The organism is Polaromonas sp. P1_E12 (assembly GCF_056405975.1).
The window spans coordinates 15,764-32,917 of sequence record NZ_JBFUBB010000010.1; the positions used below are offsets into that span (position 1 = coordinate 15,764).

General features: G+C 60.9%; 17 protein-coding genes. 9 read left to right on the top strand and 8 right to left on the bottom strand.

Features of this window, described 5'->3' with window-relative positions:
• Positions 1-313 precede the first annotated feature (313 nt).
• Both AC1D13_RS22185 and AC1D13_RS22190 read right to left on the bottom strand, forming a co-directional pair.
• The gene (locus AC1D13_RS22185; protein ID WP_457282245.1) at positions 314-1,009 is read right to left on the bottom strand and encodes a hypothetical protein; all 696 of its coding nucleotides are present in this window, start codon (positions 1,007-1,009) and stop codon (positions 314-316) included.
• Positions 1,002-1,640: an RNA polymerase sigma factor gene (locus tag AC1D13_RS22190; protein ID WP_457282244.1), complete on the bottom strand. Its 639-nt coding sequence runs from the start codon at positions 1,638-1,640 to the stop codon at positions 1,002-1,004. Before AC1D13_RS22190 ends, AC1D13_RS22185 begins: the two co-directional genes overlap by 8 nt.
• 211 nt (positions 1,641-1,851) lie before the next feature.
• Between AC1D13_RS22190 and AC1D13_RS22195 the strand changes: the two genes are divergently transcribed.
• The gene (locus tag AC1D13_RS22195; RefSeq protein WP_457282243.1) at positions 1,852-2,310 is read left to right on the top strand and encodes an outer membrane lipoprotein; all 459 of its coding nucleotides are present in this window, start codon (positions 1,852-1,854) and stop codon (positions 2,308-2,310) included.
• Between the two features lie 557 nt (positions 2,311-2,867).
• Here the strand turns inward: AC1D13_RS22195 and AC1D13_RS22200 are convergent.
• From AC1D13_RS22200 to AC1D13_RS22210, 3 genes are all read right to left on the bottom strand, one after another.
• Positions 2,868-3,593 (bottom strand): CARDB domain-containing protein, encoded by a 726-nt coding sequence (locus AC1D13_RS22200; RefSeq protein WP_457282242.1) that lies wholly within the window; start codon positions 3,591-3,593, stop codon positions 2,868-2,870.
• Between the two features lie 39 nt (positions 3,594-3,632).
• On the bottom strand, positions 3,633-3,902 hold the full coding sequence (locus AC1D13_RS22205; protein ID WP_457282241.1) for a hypothetical protein: 270 nt from the start codon (positions 3,900-3,902) through the stop codon (positions 3,633-3,635).
• 156 nt (positions 3,903-4,058) lie between these two features.
• The gene (locus AC1D13_RS22210) at positions 4,059-4,322 is read right to left on the bottom strand and encodes a hypothetical protein (protein ID WP_477690302.1); all 264 of its coding nucleotides are present in this window, start codon (positions 4,320-4,322) and stop codon (positions 4,059-4,061) included.
• A 228-nt stretch (positions 4,323-4,550) separates the two neighbouring features.
• Here AC1D13_RS22210 and AC1D13_RS22215 point away from each other — a divergent pair, with 228 nt between their 5' ends.
• Positions 4,551-6,221: a hypothetical protein gene (locus tag AC1D13_RS22215; RefSeq protein WP_457282239.1), complete on the top strand. Its 1,671-nt coding sequence runs from the start codon at positions 4,551-4,553 to the stop codon at positions 6,219-6,221.
• Between the two features lie 178 nt (positions 6,222-6,399).
• Here the strand turns inward: AC1D13_RS22215 and AC1D13_RS22220 are convergent, their stop codons facing one another.
• A complete protein-coding gene (locus AC1D13_RS22220) occupies positions 6,400-6,834 on the bottom strand; it encodes a DUF1841 family protein (RefSeq protein WP_457282238.1) in 435 nt (144 codons plus the stop codon).
• 193 nt (positions 6,835-7,027) lie between these two features.
• On the opposite strand from AC1D13_RS22220, the gene AC1D13_RS22225 reads away from it, so the two are divergent.
• On the top strand, positions 7,028-7,249 hold the full coding sequence (locus tag AC1D13_RS22225) for a hypothetical protein (protein WP_457282237.1): 222 nt from the start codon (positions 7,028-7,030) through the stop codon (positions 7,247-7,249).
• A gap of 115 nt (positions 7,250-7,364) precedes the next feature.
• Here AC1D13_RS22225 and AC1D13_RS22230 read toward each other — a convergent pair whose 3' ends face one another.
• A complete protein-coding gene (locus AC1D13_RS22230; protein WP_477690303.1) occupies positions 7,365-8,156 on the bottom strand; it encodes an IclR family transcriptional regulator in 792 nt (263 codons plus the stop codon).
• 112 nt (positions 8,157-8,268) lie between these two features.
• Here AC1D13_RS22230 and AC1D13_RS22235 point away from each other — a divergent pair, with 112 nt between their 5' ends.
• The 6 genes from AC1D13_RS22235 to AC1D13_RS22260 all read left to right on the top strand — a co-directional run bounded on the left by AC1D13_RS22235 (position 8,269) and on the right by AC1D13_RS22260 (position 15,237).
• Positions 8,269-8,985, top strand: coding sequence for a 3-oxoacid CoA-transferase subunit A (locus AC1D13_RS22235; protein WP_457282235.1), 717 nt, complete (start codon positions 8,269-8,271; stop codon positions 8,983-8,985).
• Entirely contained in the window at positions 8,982-9,632 is a 651-nt protein-coding gene (locus AC1D13_RS22240) for a 3-oxoacid CoA-transferase subunit B (RefSeq protein WP_477648347.1), read from the top strand. Before AC1D13_RS22235 ends, AC1D13_RS22240 begins: the two co-directional genes overlap by 4 nt.
• A 32-nt stretch (positions 9,633-9,664) precedes the next feature.
• Positions 9,665-10,867 (top strand): 3-oxoadipyl-CoA thiolase, encoded by a 1,203-nt coding sequence (gene pcaF, locus AC1D13_RS22245; RefSeq protein WP_477666656.1) that lies wholly within the window; start codon positions 9,665-9,667, stop codon positions 10,865-10,867.
• Positions 10,868-11,030: 163 nt separating this feature from the next.
• Positions 11,031-11,786 (top strand): sulfite exporter TauE/SafE family protein, encoded by a 756-nt coding sequence (locus AC1D13_RS22250; RefSeq protein ID WP_457282232.1) that lies wholly within the window; start codon positions 11,031-11,033, stop codon positions 11,784-11,786.
• A gap of 211 nt (positions 11,787-11,997) precedes the next feature.
• On the top strand, positions 11,998-12,888 hold the full coding sequence (locus AC1D13_RS22255; RefSeq protein ID WP_457282231.1) for an adenylate/guanylate cyclase domain-containing protein: 891 nt from the start codon (positions 11,998-12,000) through the stop codon (positions 12,886-12,888).
• A gap of 135 nt (positions 12,889-13,023) precedes the next feature.
• Positions 13,024-15,237 carry a serine/threonine-protein kinase gene (locus AC1D13_RS22260; protein WP_477690304.1) on the top strand — a complete coding sequence of 738 codons (2,214 nt, stop codon included), beginning with the start codon at positions 13,024-13,026 and terminating at the stop codon, positions 15,235-15,237.
• Positions 15,238-15,314: 77 nt separating this feature from the next.
• Here the strand turns inward: AC1D13_RS22260 and kefC are convergent, their stop codons facing one another.
• The gene (gene kefC, locus AC1D13_RS22265) at positions 15,315-17,153 is read right to left on the bottom strand and encodes a glutathione-regulated potassium-efflux system protein KefC (protein WP_477690305.1); all 1,839 of its coding nucleotides are present in this window, start codon (positions 17,151-17,153) and stop codon (positions 15,315-15,317) included.
• Position 17,154: the final 1 nt, after the last annotated feature.

A 17,154-nucleotide genomic window follows, 5' to 3' on the forward strand; every position in this document is an offset into this window, starting at 1 on the left:
ACCTGGCCCGTCTCAACGTCGCTGGGTGATATCGGAGCGACGCTGGGCGTGGCTCGCGGGGACGGTAGTGCCGGGTATCCTGGAATATTGATTTCACGCCCAGGTGGCGTGACGGTGCCTGGGGGGTTCCCGGGCGCCGTAGTTATTGGCGGTGAGCTTGGAGGTGGAGTTATGGAGCCCCGGTTCACCAAACCGGGGTTGGGTATTGCTGGAGCTGCCCTGAATGAGCCGGGGTCAGGGGTGCGTTGAGCCAAAGACCCGGATACCCAGGCTGTTTGCAGCAGCACGATGAATATCGCAATGCGGAGCATGGTCAACGGTCTCCAGCGGGCGTGACAGTCTCAAAAACGGTGGCTGCCTCGCGTTGTAAACGTTGTGCCAAAACCGCCGCATTGCGCGATTCGGGCTCGCCATCGCCAGCGGGTTTGATTTGCAGGGTGTAGATGCCCAGCGCTGTGGGGCCTTGCACGATAGTTGCCTTGTGGCGGTGCAGTGTCTCGGTCAATTGTGCTTGTGTCACCGTTGGAGCAATGGTGGCGTGCAGCAAAACGCCCGATGAAGTGCTCAATACCGGCTCAGGCGCGCCTGCCGCGACATAGCCTGGATCTTGCTGCACCAGTGTTGCAATTACCACTGCCTGCGCCACCAGCACGGCACAGGCGGTTGCCATGATAGGAATGAGGTTGCGTTGCAGCCATGTCCGCAGCATTTCAGGCCAGGCGGTGTCGGCTGAGCCAGGGCGGGCCAACTTGGGTTGGCGTTGCGCCTCGATGCGCGCAGCAAGCGTTGACCACCCAAGATCGCCGGCGGGCAGAGGGTCCAGTGGCAGGTCTTGAACAGTCCTTCGCATGCCTTGCAGCCAGGCCAGCTCAGCCGCCAATTCGGGATACCGTTGCAATCCGGCACGTACTTGCTCTGCTTGCGCTTCATCCAGCGTCTGGTTCGCATGAAACGGCAACAGTTCGCGCAACTGTTGCTTGTTAACTGCATCAGTGTCGTGTTCAGTCATGGCGGACTCCGGTCATTGGACCTTCGACATCTTTGAACAAACGCTGCAAACACTCTTTCATTTTGCGGCGCGCATGAAACAGGCGGGTCTTCACCGTGTTCTGCGGGCAAGCTTGTACGTGGGCGATATCGGCCAAAAGCATGTCCTCGTACAAGGCCAGGTGAAGTGCTTCTCTTTGGTCCGGCGGTAACTTGCTCGCACAGTGCGCAATCATGTCGTGGTGTTCGCGCTGTACCACGCGCTCGAACCCCGTGGGGGCATCGGACTCTGGTTCCACATGGTTGTCAGACTGCGAATCCAGTTGCTCATCAAATGAGACATGCTGATGGCGATAGCGTTCACGCAATTTGTCGAGCAGCTTGTAACGGGCAATGCCCAACACCCATGTACGAATGCTTGACTGCCCCGCAAAACTGGCGGCATGGCACCACACTTCATACAGCGCCTCCACAACCACTTCCTGGGCTTGCACCGGGTCACTCAAGCGGCGCATGGAGAACTGGTAGACCGACGGTGCCAGGGCTTGGTAAAAGCGCTTCATGGCTTGCTCGTCGCGCCGAACAATGGCGGCAAGGTCGGCTTGCAGGGCCTGCGCTTCCGGGTCGGTCGATGGATCAGAACGATCTCCCACAATACCTCCCGAATTGATGTCCGTATGGCGAGCAAATCAATGGCGCCGAAATTTTGGGAAGTATAAACCTGCATGGCGTATTTTGTGTATGGAGAAGTCAACGTGTGATGAGTCGGCAGTTGGCGGTGAAAGGTTCAATGAATTTTGTGTTTGAACCGACCGCGCAACAACTCCGACTCATTGGTGACCCATCACCTGAAAGGAAAACACCATGAAACGCCACCTTCTGGTTACTGCCGTGCTGGCCAGTGTGCTGTCTACCCAGGGCTGCGCCTGGCGCAGCTACTCCAATGATGTCTACACCGACGCTGATACCCAAAAGGCCCACAGCATTGTCATGGCCACGGTGACCGATGTACGCGTTGTAACCATTGAACGTGGGGTCAGTGGCGCTGGTGCTGCAGCCGGGGGCAGTGTTGGTGCAGCACTGGGGAGCACCAATACCAATAGAAATGGACAGCTTGCGGCGTCAGTCCTGGGTGGCGTTGCTGGCGGCTTTGCCGGGCAGGCCGTAGAGGCCCATATGTCGAAAGCCAAAGGACTCGAGATAAGCCTGCGACTCGACGATGGCCAGCGAATTTCCGTCGTGCAGGCTGGCGACGAAGTTTTCCAAAAAGGTGATCGTGTGCAGGTACGCACCGCAGAAGGCAAGAGCCGCGTCACGCGCTGAGTGCAAATACTTTGAACCATTGTGCGGCGGTGTCTGACTCACTGGAGTCACCGGGCAATGTGCCCGGTGGCGCTTAACCCAACCATTGGAAGACATATGAAACCAATCACCTCGCAAGTTACTGCGTCAATAGCTATCTCCATACTGCTTACCTTGGGGAGCGTAAATCTTCAGGCTAGGGCCGCCTCGTCGATCGACGACTTTGAGCATTGCACCTGGGGGGATTTTGGCTGCACCAATCCGCCCCCGGAGGCAGCGTCGCCTGGTGTGAAGTCCGATGCGAAGACGCCTCGCGCGCTTTCCTCAGGTTCGTCTGGCCGAGGTTCCTGACCTACTGCCAGGGCAGGCGCACTCAGCGCCTCGCTTGACCGCTGTCAGCGCGCATCACCCTGAATGTGGCTGGTGATGGGGAAACTGGTAGATGCCTCGATGCAAAAATTAAACTGCGGCCCGATTGGCATTGACAATCGGGCCGTCGCTTTCCTGTTCTTCTCAGCGTCCTGGCTCGCCGCCTCCAGCCGGTGCCAGTGTCCGTACGCTGTCTTGATGTCCGCGCCTCAATTCGTCGGGCCAACGCAAAATGCACTTTGCACATTGTTATTTTCAAAGCGCTCTGCTATTTGTGTGTCGGGATCTGCGGTGATGGTGAAATTGCATTGCGCATTCGAGCCTGCTGAATAACATCCTTTGGGAATGGTCACCTTCTTTGCCACATGCGAGTGGGCCGTCAGAGCCTGAACCGACACATTCACCGTCTGCGCCTGTTGCGTGTTTGGATTCACAAACCGCACGCGGACCTTGCTACTCGGAGAGGGCACGGTGCCGCGGTTATGCACTTCAAAATAGACGCGCCTGGAAGGCCCGCCCTGGCCGTCGTTGGAGCCGCAAAACTCGACGAACGGAAAACCTGCCGGCAGACCTGCCTCTTGTGGGGCCTTGTAAAAACGGTAAATGAAAAGATCCGGCAAACCATTTGCCTGCAGTGATTCAACTGCATTCGGATCAACCGGCGCAGCATTATTTCCGCCGGCTGGGTGCACTGTTGGAGGAGGCGGTAACCCCGGTGTCTTGAGTGGCAGATTGGTCGCCGGAGATGTGACAGCCCTTGCTGGTTCTCCGGGTGAGGCATAGCGGCGGTCGCAATCGCCAATTGTGCCCGGTGGGCATGGCTTCAGGTGCTGGGTGCCGGCCGGATTGGCAGCATAGGCTGCAGGCAGGCAGCCCGCACCGAACAGGAATGCCAGCGCCACGGGCGCGGTATGGAATACAGCGGATTTTTTCATGATGGTCATCCTTGATGAGGGGATTGAAACTTGCTTCAGTCAGTTGATGGTGCACGTGATGGTGCCGTCAGGATTGGTGCTTATGACGCCCTTGGAGTGCCCGCAATGAATGATGAAGTCGCCCCAGCACCACTGTGGCGATGCCGCTGTATTGCAGACGATTGCACGGCGTTGCGGATCAGGTCCGATTTGGGCTTTGTCTGCGATTGGCATAAGAGGACTGGGATTTTTTGCTGCTGCGCAGCTGATGGATCCTCCCCAAAAGGCGAACAGTAATCCGGCGAGTAAGACAGAGAACGGCTTCTTCATGATGGATCTCCTTGAGGAAATTGTCTCGCCGCGTCACCGTGAGCGAGAGGGCTGGGAAAATCCCGCGCCCTCTCTGAGTCGATCTTGACGGCAGGGGAGTTCAAAGTTCTTTGACGCGCACCTTGCCAGGCGTTGTGATTGCAGTCCGTGTGGTGTTTATTTGCCACCGCTGCTCGTGAGCGTTCCGTAGCAGTCTGGCGGAAAGAACTCGTCCAGGTCATCGACGCCGTTGTGATTGCAGTCAGACATCTCAAGCGATGGTGCAGATTTTTGAGTTGCTGATTTCCGAGACATGTCAGATCTTGGTGGTACCTCAACGGCGTTCGATGTTTCGCCCATCGCGTAACAGGAGCCCGAAGTGGCAGCGCCTGCGATGGTCAGCGCCAGACCTGCAAATAGAGCTGTGGCTTGTTTTTTCATGATGCGTCTCCTTTAGAGAAGCTTTCAACCAACCCGGTTGAATGGGGTATCCGGCGTCCGCCCGATGCAGGTGAGTCGGAATACGTCGGTATGGGGTTCAAAAGAACTTTTTGAACCCTTTTGGTACACATCCCGACTCATGTTTCAGAAGGCAGTCAAGCCTGCTTTCGAAACAAGCCACTTCGCGTTGGTGCGAAGAATTCGAGCGAAGACCTTAAGGAGTTCATCATGCAAACCCTCATTTCGAGCCAAGCCGGAATTCGCAACGCGCCTGCCTGGCACCCTGCATTCATGTTGTTGCTGGTTGCGGCAATTTTGTTCACCGTGTGTACACCGCTGCGGGCCAAAGATGTGGATGTCTGGGTCAGATATACCTCGGCCCCAACAATCTACGTTGAGTCCAATGGTGCGAGTTACACCCGGTTATCCCCTGCGAAACACGGGAGCCAGCCGATTCAGTTCGATGCGCATTTGCAAATGGCGGCCGGACAGGATCGCATCAGAAACTGGAATGTTGCGCCGCGCTTCAGCGCCCTTGGCAAAACCCTGGGCTGGGAGTTCGGCCCCGGCCGTCCACCCGGGGCGGAGTGGGGCGTTGTGAGCAAGAGCTATGGATACGGTGACCGGCCCACCAACGTCGACAAGTTCATTACCATGAACGTCGGCCGGTATCTCATTGAACTCTTCGCTGTTGAGGTCTGTAACGCGCGTGCCGGTACCCTGCGTAACCAGGGAAAAGGCAATACCGCAATCTTCGACAAGCCTTACACGCTGAACATCAAAACCACCAGCAAATACAAAATCACCTATACCAGTATTGCCGACACCGACACCTCACAAATTTTTGAATCACCACCAGATGCGGAAGCGTTTGCCAAAGTCGTCTGCATGCAGTGGGCGGGTGCGCAGGTGCCCCAAGGCATCAGCGACTTGCAAGCGGGCGTTGGTGTCACACAATCGTCGCTCACCATTATTGAAACAGCGACTGCCAACGGTGCATGCAAGGTGAATCTGTCTGGTGTGATTGAAACCAACGTCACGAACGCGCAGGTGAAATTCCGCTACGAACATACCAACGGGAATAAAAGCGACATCAAAACGGTGACGACCGACCATTCGAAAACCGCTTTCTTCTCGTACAAATACGATGTTCCTAACAACCCGAATGGCGGCGAAGCAGGCAGCATCCGCATCGTCGGCGTGTCGCCCAAGTTCGAGTCGGCCTGGAAGACCTATGACATGGAGTGCAGCAAACCCGCCCCACAGGGCTTGCAGGCCGCCACGGTTCCCAAGGTCAACATGAATATCGAACCCGCCTCCACTGTTATGGTCGATGGACAAATCTGCCCAAGTGCTGTGCTGCTGCACACCACGATCAATGCGGGCAGTGCGTTTCACGGCAAGGGCTTGTTTCTTGGCGATCATTTTTTGACGGCCTTGCAGGATATTGAAGTGCCTGCCAATCAGGTCAAGCATGTGTTCGGCAAGCGCGAGCTCGACTGGAAACCGACGGGAGGCGGATTTGCCGATACGCTGGCGGGACCGCCCGCGGGAGGCAAGCCACCCATGAAGACGCAGAAAGTGCGCATCGGTTTCAACCTCACCAACCTGGAAGGCAAAGTCGTCGCCCAGGCAGAGCAGAAGTTTTACACCATTACCTGCAAAGAGCCCGTTCTGAATCCGGGCATTCCGCATTCGGATAAGCCCTTGAGCCCCGCACCGAGAAATGATTCCAGCAACAACCTGCCGTTGCCGATTCTGCAAAACCCCGGCGTTCTCAAGCAAGCGCCGGTACGCAGCGCGCCCACCCATTCCAGGCCAGTGCCGCAGAACAACAGCGGAGCGCAGCGTGCGCCCGTATCGTCCGCGCCACGGGCGCAGCCTTTGAGGGCACTCTGAAACAGAAGGCCGCTGACCAAGCGGCGTTTTTTTGTGGTCAATTACCAGACGCGAAATCGGGGGGGGAAGGGGATCCTTTTCTTTTCAAGCAGAGGCCGCGGATCCTGCTTTGCCAGCCCGCAGGCGCAGCGACCCCCTCGGGGCAGGGCGCTACACGCGCAATGAGGAACTGTGGGGGCTAATCCCTAGTGGCGTGGCGCTGCACGCAGTCGATGTAGGCCGCGCCGTCGGGCGGGCGTCCGGCGCGTTGGCTCTCCCAGACCATCTGCCCCAGGCAGTCCATGGTTTCGTGGTGCGCATCGTGCAGTGAGTTGCGTTTGGCCGTCAGCAGCTCGACGGCCTGGCGAATGCCGCGAGGCTGGTCGATGGAGCATTGCTCGCTGATCGACAAATGCATGGACAGATGCAAAAAGGGGTTGGTCTTGCCCGCTTCCACGTCGTACATTTTTTCGAGCGCACTGTCGGCGTCGGCAAAGTCCGCATGGTATTCGGGATGCTCTTCAATCCATTGACTTGCTATGGTTTCGATAGCCTCCATCGGTTGACCGGCGCGGACCTTGGCATAAACAGAGCAGAAAAAACGGCGTACGTCGGCTTGCGAGGGGGTGAACATGGTGAAAGGTTATCACGCAGGCGGTTCCCGTTGCCGGCGTGATGGTTTGCTTATCAGCGCTTGGGCCACAGCGCTCGCTGGTTGCGTCCTACAGACAGTTTTCCTGCTGCTGCCTACATTACGAGGCACGGTGGCGCAGTTCCGGGGTAAGGCCATTCCACAACCATCCACAAGCCCGGCGAGGAGATTTCACATGAACGCAGCACGCATCACAGGCATTATCCTGATCGTTTTGGGCCTGGCCGGCTTTTTCACCGGCGGCTTCAGCTTCACCAAGGACACAACGGCTGCCAAGCTCGGCCCCATCCAGCTGACCGTGAAAGAAAAAGAGTCCGTCAACATTCCCCAATGGCTCAGCCTGGGCGCCATCGTGCTGGGCGCCGTCGTACTCGTCGTCGGCTTCAAAAAGTCGTAACCGACGGCCCCGTCTCACACCAGCAGGGGCCGCGGAACCGGCTTTGCCGGGCCGCAGGCGCCGCCCCCTTGAGGGGGGAACAAGCTACACGAAGTGAGCCCGGACGGGGGTGTGTCTAGATCAACATGCGCGATATTGCCTGTGCCGCCGCCAGCAGTTGCGGCAGCATTGTTTCCTGCATGGCTTTGGCGCTGGTGCGGTTGGCCTGGCCGCTGATGTTGAGCGCTGCCACTGTCTGGCCGGCGCGGTTGGTGATCGGTGCGGCCATCGACACCAGTCCTTCCTCCAGCTCCTGATTCACCAGCGACCACCCCTGCTTGCGGGCTTGCGCGACCTTGGCCATCAGCTCCTTGATGTCGGTCACGGTGTACTTGGTGCGTGCCGTCAGCTCTGAGGCCTGCAGGCATTTCATGATTTCGGCCTCAGGCAGGGCCGACAGCAGCATCCGCCCCATCGACGTGCAGTAAGCCGGCAGGCGCGAGCCCACGCCCAGGCTGATGCTCATGATCTTGTGCGTCGGCACACGCAGCACGTAGACGATGTCTGTTCCGTCCAGAGCCGCGGCTGAACACGACTCCTTGACCTCCGCGACCAGCGCTTCCATCACCGGCTCAGCCAGGTTCCAGATCGGCATGGAGGACAGATAGGCAAAGCCCAGGTCCAGGATGCGTGGCGTGAGGCTGAACAGCTTGCCGTCGTTGTGCACGTAGCCCAGCGTCTCCAGCGTCAGCAAAATGCGGCGCGCGCCCGCACGGCTCAAGCCACTGCGACCGGCCACTTCAGTCAGTGTTTGCCGCGGTGCTTCGGTGCTGAACGAGCGTATAACCTCGAGCCCGCGCGCAAACGACTGGACGTAAGCGTCTCCGGGCCTGGGGCCGGTAATGGGCGTGGATGCGGCGTTTGCCATGGTGATCAAAATCTCCTAGAATTCATTATACGAACTCTTGTTCTTATGTCGAACAATATTTAAGTGGTGGCTGGATGATTTCTGCAAGCCGCCCGCAGCTGGAGACTTTGGAATGATCAACAAAATTGCCGCCTCCGTCGCAGACGCGCTGGCGGATGTGAAAGACGGCTCAACCGTGCTGATTGGCGGCTTCGGCACCGCCGGCATCCCCAATGAGTTGATCGACGGCCTGATAGAGCAGGGCGCCAAAGACCTGACGGTCGTCAACAACAATGCCGGCAATGCCGAAACGGGCTTGGCGGCGCTGCTTAAGGCCGGGCGCGTGCGCAAGATCATCTGCAGCTTTCCGCGTCAGGCCGATAGCCAGGTGTTTGACGGCCTGTACCGTAGCGGCAAGCTGGAACTCGAACTGGTGCCCCAAGGCAATCTCGCGGAACGGATTCGCGCTGCGGGCGCAGGCATAGGCGCCTTCTTCTGCCCCACGGGCTACGGCACCGAACTGGCGCGCAACGCCGACGGCACTGCCAAGGAAACCCGTGAGATCAACGGCAAGCACTACGTGCTGGAAATGCCGATTCATGGCGATGTGGCCCTCATCAAGGCCGAGCGAGGCGACCGCTGGGGCAATCTCACCTACCGCATGGCTGCGCGCAATTTCGGTCCTGTGATGGCGACCGCGTCGAAGAAGACGATTGCCACCGTGCATGACATCGTTGAGCTCGGCAACCTGGACCCTGAAGCCGTCGTCACGCCCGGCATCTTTGTCCATCACATCGTCAAAATCCCTCGCACCGCCACGCAAGCCGGCGGTTTTAAAAAGGCGGCATGACCATGACCTACCAACGCCGTACCAAAGACCAGCTCGCAGCCCGCGTCGCGCAAGACATTTTTGACGGGGCCGTCGTCAACCTCGGCATCGGCCAGCCCACGCTGGTAGCCAACCATTTGCCGGCCGGGCGCGAGGTCATCCTGCAAAGCGAAAACGGCATTCTCGGCATGGGCCCCGCACCTGCCGAGGGCGAGGAAGACTACGACCTGATCAATGCAGGCAAACAGCCGGTGACGCTGCTCAAGGGCGGCTCCTTCTTTCACCACGCTGACAGTTTCGCGATGATGCGCGGGGGGCACCTCGATATCTGCGTGCTGGGTGCCTTCCAGGTCTCGGCCACGGGCGACCTTGCCAACTGGAGCACCGGCGAGCCGGGCGCGATTCCCGCAGTAGGTGGCGCCATGGACCTGGCCATAGGCGCGCGGCAAACCTGGGTGATGATGGATTTGCTGACCAAGCAGGGCGCCAGCAAGCTGGTGCAGCAATGCACTTATCCGCTGACCGGCATCGCCTGCGTCAAGCGCGTGTACTCCGACATCGCCACGCTGGAATGCACACCGCAGGGCCTGAAGCTGATCGACACCGTCGAAGGCCTCACGCACGCCGAACTTGAAAAACTGGTGGGCCTGCCGATTGCGGCCGCCTGATCGTTGATCTCACTTCTTTCAAAGCACACACCATGACCCAAGCTTTTATCTGCGACGCCATCCGCACCCCTTTCGGCCGCTACGGCGGCGCCCTCAGCAGTGTGCGCACCGACGACCTGGGTGCGATCCCGATCAAGGCGCTGATGGCGCGCAACCCGAACGTGGATTGGCAGGCAGTCACGGATGTGCTCTACGGCTGCGCCAACCAGGCCGGGGAAGACAATCGCAACGTGGCACGCATGGCGGCGCTGCTGGCCGGCCTGCCCATGGACGTGCCGGGCTCCACCATCAACCGCCTGTGCGGCTCGGGCCTGGATGCCTTGGGCAGTGCCGCACGTGCCATCAAGTCGGGCGAGGCCACCTTGATGATCGCAGGCGGCGTCGAGAGCATGAGCCGCGCGCCCTTTGTCATGCCCAAGGCCGAGAGCGCCTTCAGCCGCGCTAATGCGGTGTATGACACCACCATCGGCTGGCGTTTCATCAACAAGCTGATGAAAGAAAAATACGGCGTTGATGCCATGCCCGAGACGGCCGAGAACGTCGCTACCGACTACAAGATCAGCCGCGAAGACCAGGACAAAATGGCGCTGGCCAGCCAGCTCAAAGCCGTGGCCGCACAAAAGGCCGGCTACTTCGACGCTGAAATCACGCCGGTGACGATTGCCCAGAAAAAGGGCGACCCCATCGTGGTGAGCAAAGACGAACACCCGCGCGAAACCTCGCTCGAAGCGCTGGCCAGGCTCAAGGGCGTGGTGCGGCCCGACGGCACGGTGACCGCCGGCAATGCCAGTGGCGTGAACGACGGCGCTTGTGCGTTGCTGCTGGCCGACGAAGCCACCGCCGCAAAAAACGGCCTTACGCCCAAGGCGCGCGTGGTCGGTATGGCCACGGCCGGTGTGGCGCCGCGCATCATGGGCATCGGCCCTGCCCCGGCCACACAAAAAGTGCTGGCGCTCACCGGTCTCACGATAGCGCAGATGGATGTGATCGAACTCAACGAAGCCTTCGCCGCACAAGGCCTGGCTGTGCTGCGCATGCTGGGTGTGCGGGACGACGATCCGCGCGTCAACCCCAACGGCGGCGCGATCGCGCTGGGCCATCCGCTGGGAGCTTCGGGAGCGCGGCTGGCCACCACGGCCGTCAACCAGTTGCACAAGGGCGGTGGCCGTTACGCGCTGGCCACCATGTGCATCGGCGTAGGCCAAGGCATCGCGGTGATTCTGGAGCGTGTCTAGCCCAGACCGGTGACTGGGCATCCCCTCGCGCGGGGGCGCCTGAGGCAATCGCCATTGCATGGACGGCCTGTGGTGAAATACATCCCTGGTTCCGGTTTGCTATTGTTTTAATAGCTGCTTGCGCCCGTCCCTTTTGGGTAACCGATGTTTTTTACATAAATCCATGGATTTCCCGCTGATCACCGACGCCTTCTTCTATGCCGTGGCAATTCCCGCCGTGCTGATGTTGGGCATCAGCAAAAGTGGTTTTGGGGCCGGCTTCGGGTCTCTTGCGGTTCCCGTCATGGCGCTGACGGTCACCGTGCCGCAGGCCGCCGCCATCCTGATGCCGGTGCTGCTGCTGATGGACTTGCTGGGGCTGGCGGCTTTTCGCCGGGACTTCGATGTGAAGTTTCTGAAATTCCTGATCCCTTTTGGTTTGGTGGGAACCGTGGTGGGGGCGCTGTTGTTCAAGGTGCTGGACGCCCGAGTCGTGGCAGGGGTGGTGGGAATATTCACCTTGTTGTTTTTGGCGCAGCGCCTGTTGTTCCCTCCCCGGCCCGACAGCCCGCCGCCGCCCAAGTGGCTGGGCGCCATTCTGACGGTGACCTCGGGCTTCACGAGCTTTGTATCTCACGCAGGTGGCCCGCCGCTGAGCGCCTATGTGATCCCCATGCGCCTGAGCCCGGTGAAGTTCACGGCTACCATGGCCGCTTTCTTTTTTGTCATCAACCTTTCCAAATGGATTCCATACGCCTGGCTGGGTCTGCTGGACCTGCGCAATATGGCGACGTCGCTGGTTTTGCTGCCGCTGGCGCCACTGGGCGTGTGGATAGGCGTGCGCATGGCCCGGAGCATCAGCCCGGTGCTTTTCTATCGTCTGCTGTATGTCGGCATGTTGCTGACCGGGTGCAAGCTGCTCTGGGACGCTTTCCGCTAGAAGCGTGAAGTGGCCGGCACGGATTGCCATGCGAACCTCTGCAATTGCTTTACCGGTATTTCCCTTTCCCGTCTACTGCGGCTTGTGAAACCCGGCGCATCCGCTGGTTTCTTGCGGGGAGCCCGGGAATTTCACCGGCCTCTTCACTGCAAATTTCTGTGAGAATCGCTGGCATGAGAACAAGAAGCGCGCACCGCGGCTAACGCCCTTCATGACCACAGTCGTTTTTGCGGATCTTGTGGGCAGCACCAGCATGTTCGAACGGCTGGGCGATGAAACAGCATCGCACTTCGTGACCCAGCTCATCGGCGTCCTGAGCCAGGTCTTCCAGCAACACCAGGGGCGTGTGGTCAAGTTGCTGGGTGACGGCCTCTTTGTGGTGTTTCCCAACGAGGGCGACGCGCTTTCCGCCTGCATCAGCATCCAGAAGCGCCTTCAGGAAAAACCGATCAAGCCGGGCGGCAGCGGCACCCCGGTACAGATGCAGATGGGTATCGAGTCGGGTGAAGTGGTTGAAATCGACGGCGACTGTTTCGGTGACACCGTCAATTCCGCCGCCCGGCTCGCAGACCTTGCGGGTGCCGCCCAGATCCTCACGACCGAAAACGTCTGGACCGCCCTGTTGCCCGCCCAGAGGGCATCCCTGCGCAGCATGGGCCCCATGTACCTTCGCGGCAGGGCTGAAGCCAGCCATGTCTACCGGGTCGAATGGCAGGCTGGCCGCGACGAGGATGCCACGATGGCCGGGCGTTCGATGTTCTCTTCACCCAGCCAGGCCTTCCTCGAACTCAGCTTTGCGGAGCAAACTGTCAGGCTGGATTCGAAAAGCAGCAAGCTGGCGCTGGGCCGGGCCGCCGATGCGGCGCTGACATTAAACGACCCCCGTGTTTCGCGCATGCATGCCACCCTCGAATGGCGTGGCGGGCATTTTGTGTTGACGGACGCTTCCAGCTACGGCACCTGGGTGTACCTTGGCAACCAGAGTGAGGCGGTGGTGCTGCGGCGCACCGAGTGCTACCTGGTTGGCAGCGGCCAGATCGTGCCGGGCTGCGAGCGTACCGACGAAAATGCCCCGCTTGTCACGTTTTCCATCAGGACCTGATCCGCGGAAGAGGGCGGATTCCGGACCTTTTTCGCTGCATGATGCAGGCTAGAATCGTTTTTTGTTTCAAGACGTAGGCGTCCCCCTCAGGCCCGCAGCACGGTTTCCGCCAGTTACGTCCATTTCCATTCCCTCATGAGTCTCAAGAAACTTGGCCGTTACGATCTCATCCGCGTCCTCGGCAAGGGGGCGATGGGGCTGGTGTATGAGGGGCGGGATCCCAACCTTGACCGTCGCGTGGCGATCAAGACCATCAAGGTCGAAAATCTTTCGGAAGAAGCCGCCGCAGAGTACGAAGTGCGTTTTCGCACCGAGGCCCGGTCTGCGGCGCGCCTGCAGCATCCGCATATTGTCAGCGTCTATGACTCCGACCGTGACGGCGACATTGCCTTCCTGGTCATGGAATTCGTCGACGGCGACGACCTCAAGCACCACCTGGACAAGGGCAACCTCTATACCCTGGAGCAAACCCTGGGCATCATGGGTGACCTGCTTTCGGCGCTGGATTACGCGCACAGGCAAAGCATCGTCCACCGCGACATCAAACCGGCCAACCTGCTGATCGAGACGAGCGGGCGTGTCAAGCTCACCGACTTTGGTGTGGCGCGCATCCAGGATTCCGGCGAAGCCACCCGTACGCAGGGTTCCATGGTCGGAACGCTGAAATACATGTCGCCCGAGCAGGTGCAGGGCCGGCCGATTGATGCCCGCGCCGACCTGTTTGCTGCCGGCATCGTGCTGTATCAGTTACTTACCGGGAAACGGCCGTTTGACGGTGACACCGACTTCGCCACCATCCAGCAGATCGTCGGGCATACCCCGGTCATGCCGGGTGCGTTCAATGCCCGATTGCCCGCTGCTCTGGATGCCGTGGTGGCCAAGGCCCTGGCCAAATCGCGCGACCAGCGTTATGCCAGCGCGCAGGAGTTCCTTGCTGCGCTGCAGGCCGCGGCACGCGAGGCGCCCGATATCTCGGTGGTTCCGACCGCCGTGCCGCCCGGGCCCGGCAGCAGTTCAACCTGGACTTCCACGATGCTGTCCGGCGAAGCGCTGGTTGACCAGCCGTCGGGCACCAGCGCCAACATCTCGGTCGTGACGCAGGAGCTCGAGCTCGTCTACTGGAAAGACATCAAGGAGTCCATGGATGTGGAAGACATCCAGGGCTTTCTGGCCAAGTTCCCGTCGGGTATCTATGCCGACCTGGCGCGCCGCCGCCTCAAAAAACTCGGCGTGCCTGGCGCAGACGACTCGGACATCGGCCGGCGCCTGGGTACAGGAACGCTGATTGTTCCGCGTCCCGATACACAACCAGCCCCGCCAGCCCCTCCAGCGCCGGCCAGCGCATCCGCCTCCGCGGCCGACACCGACATGGCCTGGAAGGCCCTTGAAGAGGCGGCAGCCAAGGCGCCTTTGCCGCCTCATGTGCCGGTGAAACCCGCCGCCGATGACCCGGATGCCACGCGCCTGGGGACACCGGTGGTGGTTGCGGCGGCTCAACCGGACCAGGAAGCGCATGACGCATCCACCGACTGGCCGGAGACCGTGTTTAGCGAGGCAGCCGTGAGCCCGGCAGCACCTGAGCCTGCCAGCGGCCGGCCAACGCAAGGTGCAGCTGTAATTCCCGCCAGGAGCCCAGCCGCGAATACCAACGACGCCGCACTGCCGCCGATAAAGTCAAAATCGGCACGGCGGCGCAGTCCCCTGGCGTCGCCCGGGGTCGCAACGGCACCCGCAAAGGCAGCTTCACCTGCACCCTACCGCTACCTGGTGTGGGGTCTGGCGGGCCTGGTGGCGGTGACCGTGATCGGCCTTGGATGGAAATCCCTTTCCGGCCGCGCTGCCCCTGCCGCCCCGTCTGCCATACCGGCCAATATAGCGGCCAAGGCAGCGCCCGGCGCGGCGAGGGTGGCACCAGCAGCTTCCACTTCGCCCGTGGTGTCTGCGGCGCCTGCTGCAGCTGCACCCGCAGTGCCAGCTGCGCAGGCCCAGCCTGCGGCCTCGGCTGCTTCCTCTTCTGTGGCGAAGGCACCCCTGTCTGCGGCCTCCAGGGCGGCGCTTGCGGCTGCTGCCGCCACCCGAAAGGCTGCATTGGAAAAAGAGCGGCAGGCCAAACAGGCTCAGCCCAAATCCGCGGCTACCCCTTCCCCTTCGGCGACCGACCACGCTGCCACACCGGCGCCGCAGGCAGCGGCCGGCAATCCGCGGCAGGCCTGTGAAGGGCGCATCCTCCTCGGTTTCCAGATCTGCATGTCTGAGCAGTGTGCCAAGCCGGGCTTCGCCCAGCACCCGGTGTGTGTGGAACGGCGGGTCATGGAGCAGCGGCGGCGCGAGGATCAGTCGAACCGGTAGGCCGCCGACTGCCTCATTTTTTTTGCTATAAAAACGATAGCTGCTGGCGCCCGTTGCTAAAGGGCTGGCGCGACATTTTATTCAGATTCCTGGCCCTGCCAGGCAACTGGCCGGCGCTGCGCCTGTTGCTGGCGTTCCTGGGCCAGCTGTTCTTCCAGCTGCAGGCGTCCCTGGGTGGCTACGGCGATGACCTTGGTGCGGTCCTTGCGATGCGGGTACATGCGTTCGAACAGCTCCAGGTTGTGCCGGCGAAAGCGCATCGCCGCCTGGCGCGCTTCGTGCGGCGGCTGGCCCAGCAGCTCCAGCACCGTACGCGCGCTGCGCAGGCTGGACTCGAACACCTCACGTTCCACCTGCATCACGCCGCGGTCACGCAGCGCGTTCCAGTGTGTCACGTCGCGTGCGCGGGCAACGATCTGCATTTGCGGAAAATGCTCGCGCGCCAGGTCAACGATCTTGAGCGACTGCTCCATGTCGTCGACCGACAGCACCAGGATTTTGGCCGTGGCCGCGCCGGCAGTGCGCAGCAGGTCCAGCCGCGTCGCATCGCCGTAAAAAACCCGGTAGCCGAACGCCCTCACGGTTTCGACCATTTCCGCGTCGTGGTCCAGCACGGTGGCCGGAATGCCCTGGGCCAGCAGCATGCGGCCGATGATCTGGCCGTAGCGGCCGAAACCGGCAATGATGATCGGGGCCTCTTGCTGCTCGGAAATTTCTTCGAGTTGCGGCGTGTCGCAGCCGGCCCAGCGCGGCAGCAGCAGCTTGTCGACGGCCACCAGCAGCAGCGGGCTCAGCAGCATGGACAGCGCCACCGCACCTATCAGCAGGGAAGCGGTTTCCGCAGAAAACACATGCGCACCGGCTGCTGCCTGGAACACCACGAAGGCGAACTCCCCGCCCTGCGCCAGCAGCACCGCGAACACCGGGCGTTCCTGGAAAGGCAGCTTCATGAGGCGCGCCAGGCCGTAGATCACGACCAGTTTCAGGCCGAGGAAGCCCACCAGGATGGCGGCCATCAGTCCGGGCGATTTCCAGAGCACGCCGAAGTCGATGCTCATGCCGACGGCAATGAAGAACAGGCCCAGCAGCAGGCCCTTGAACGGCTCGATATCGGTTTCGAGTTCGCGGCGGTATTCACTTTCCGCCAGCAGCACACCTGCCAGAAAAGCGCCCAGGGCCATCGACAGGCCGACGAACTGCATCAGCGCCGCAATGCCCACCACCAGCAGCAGCGAGGCTGCGGTGAAAATTTCGGGTGTGCCGCTGTTGGCGATCCAGCGCAGCAGGGGCCGCAGCAGCAGGCGGCCGCCCAGGATAATGCCGACGATGGCCGCTACGATTTTGATAGCTTCCAGCGCACGACTGGTATGCGCTACAGCCTCATTTTCTCCACCGATTGCGCCCAACAGGGGCAACAGCGCGAGAATCGGGATGGCCGCCACGTCCTGGAACAGCAGGATGGAAAACCCGGCCTGGCCGCTCGACGTCGGCATCAGGTGGCGCTCGCCGATGGCCTGCAGCGCGATGGCGGTAGACGACAGCGCCAGCCCGAGGCCGGCCACCAGCGCAATCTGCCAGCTCACGCCAAATGCCATCGCGACGCCCATGAGCAGGGCGGCGCAGCCCAGCACCTGGGCACTGCCCCAGCCGAAGATGGGCCGGCGTAAATTCCACAGGCGCTTGGGCTCCAGCTCCAGCCCCACCAGGAACAGCATCAACACCACGCCAAACTCGGCGAAGTGGAGGATGTCCTGCACATTGGTAACCAGCCCCAGGCCCCAGGGGCCTATGGCGATGCCGGCGGCCAGGTAGCCGATGATGGAGCCGAGGCCGAGTTTTTTGGCCAGCGGCACGGCAATGACGGCGGCGGCCAGGTAGATAAAGCTGTTGGTCAGCCAGGCGGGTGCGTGCTCCATG

Excerpts from the sequence above, each read along its gene's own strand:
- AC1D13_RS22220 (WP_457282238.1), bottom strand. The coding sequence starts at position 6,834 with ATGTTCACCCCCTCGCAAGCCGACGTACGCCGTTTTTTCTGCTCTGTT.
- AC1D13_RS22240 (WP_477648347.1), top strand. The coding sequence starts at position 8,982 with ATGACCATGACCTACCAACGCCGTACCAAAGACCAGCTCGCAGCCCGC.
- pcaF (WP_477666656.1), top strand. The coding sequence starts at position 9,665 with ATGACCCAAGCTTTTATCTGCGACGCCATCCGCACCCCTTTCGGCCGC.
- AC1D13_RS22225 (WP_457282237.1), top strand. The coding sequence starts at position 7,028 with ATGAACGCAGCACGCATCACAGGCATTATCCTGATCGTTTTGGGCCTG.
- AC1D13_RS22185 (WP_457282245.1), bottom strand. The coding sequence starts at position 1,009 with ATGACTGAACACGACACTGATGCAGTTAACAAGCAACAGTTGCGCGAA.
- AC1D13_RS22210 (WP_477690302.1), bottom strand. The coding sequence starts at position 4,322 with ATGAAAAAACAAGCCACAGCTCTATTTGCAGGTCTGGCGCTGACCATC.
- AC1D13_RS22255 (WP_457282231.1), top strand. The coding sequence starts at position 11,998 with ATGACCACAGTCGTTTTTGCGGATCTTGTGGGCAGCACCAGCATGTTC.
- AC1D13_RS22200 (WP_457282242.1), bottom strand. The coding sequence starts at position 3,593 with ATGAAAAAATCCGCTGTATTCCATACCGCGCCCGTGGCGCTGGCATTC.
- AC1D13_RS22250 (WP_457282232.1), top strand. The coding sequence starts at position 11,031 with ATGGATTTCCCGCTGATCACCGACGCCTTCTTCTATGCCGTGGCAATT.
- kefC (WP_477690305.1), bottom strand. The coding sequence starts at position 17,153 with ATGGAGCACGCACCCGCCTGGCTGACCAACAGCTTTATCTACCTGGCC.
- AC1D13_RS22205 (WP_457282241.1), bottom strand. The coding sequence starts at position 3,902 with ATGAAGAAGCCGTTCTCTGTCTTACTCGCCGGATTACTGTTCGCCTTT.
- AC1D13_RS22215 (WP_457282239.1), top strand. The coding sequence starts at position 4,551 with ATGCAAACCCTCATTTCGAGCCAAGCCGGAATTCGCAACGCGCCTGCC.
- AC1D13_RS22235 (WP_457282235.1), top strand. The coding sequence starts at position 8,269 with ATGATCAACAAAATTGCCGCCTCCGTCGCAGACGCGCTGGCGGATGTG.
- AC1D13_RS22195 (WP_457282243.1), top strand. The coding sequence starts at position 1,852 with ATGAAACGCCACCTTCTGGTTACTGCCGTGCTGGCCAGTGTGCTGTCT.
- AC1D13_RS22260 (WP_477690304.1), top strand. The coding sequence starts at position 13,024 with ATGAGTCTCAAGAAACTTGGCCGTTACGATCTCATCCGCGTCCTCGGC.
- AC1D13_RS22230 (WP_477690303.1), bottom strand. The coding sequence starts at position 8,156 with ATGGCAAACGCCGCATCCACGCCCATTACCGGCCCCAGGCCCGGAGAC.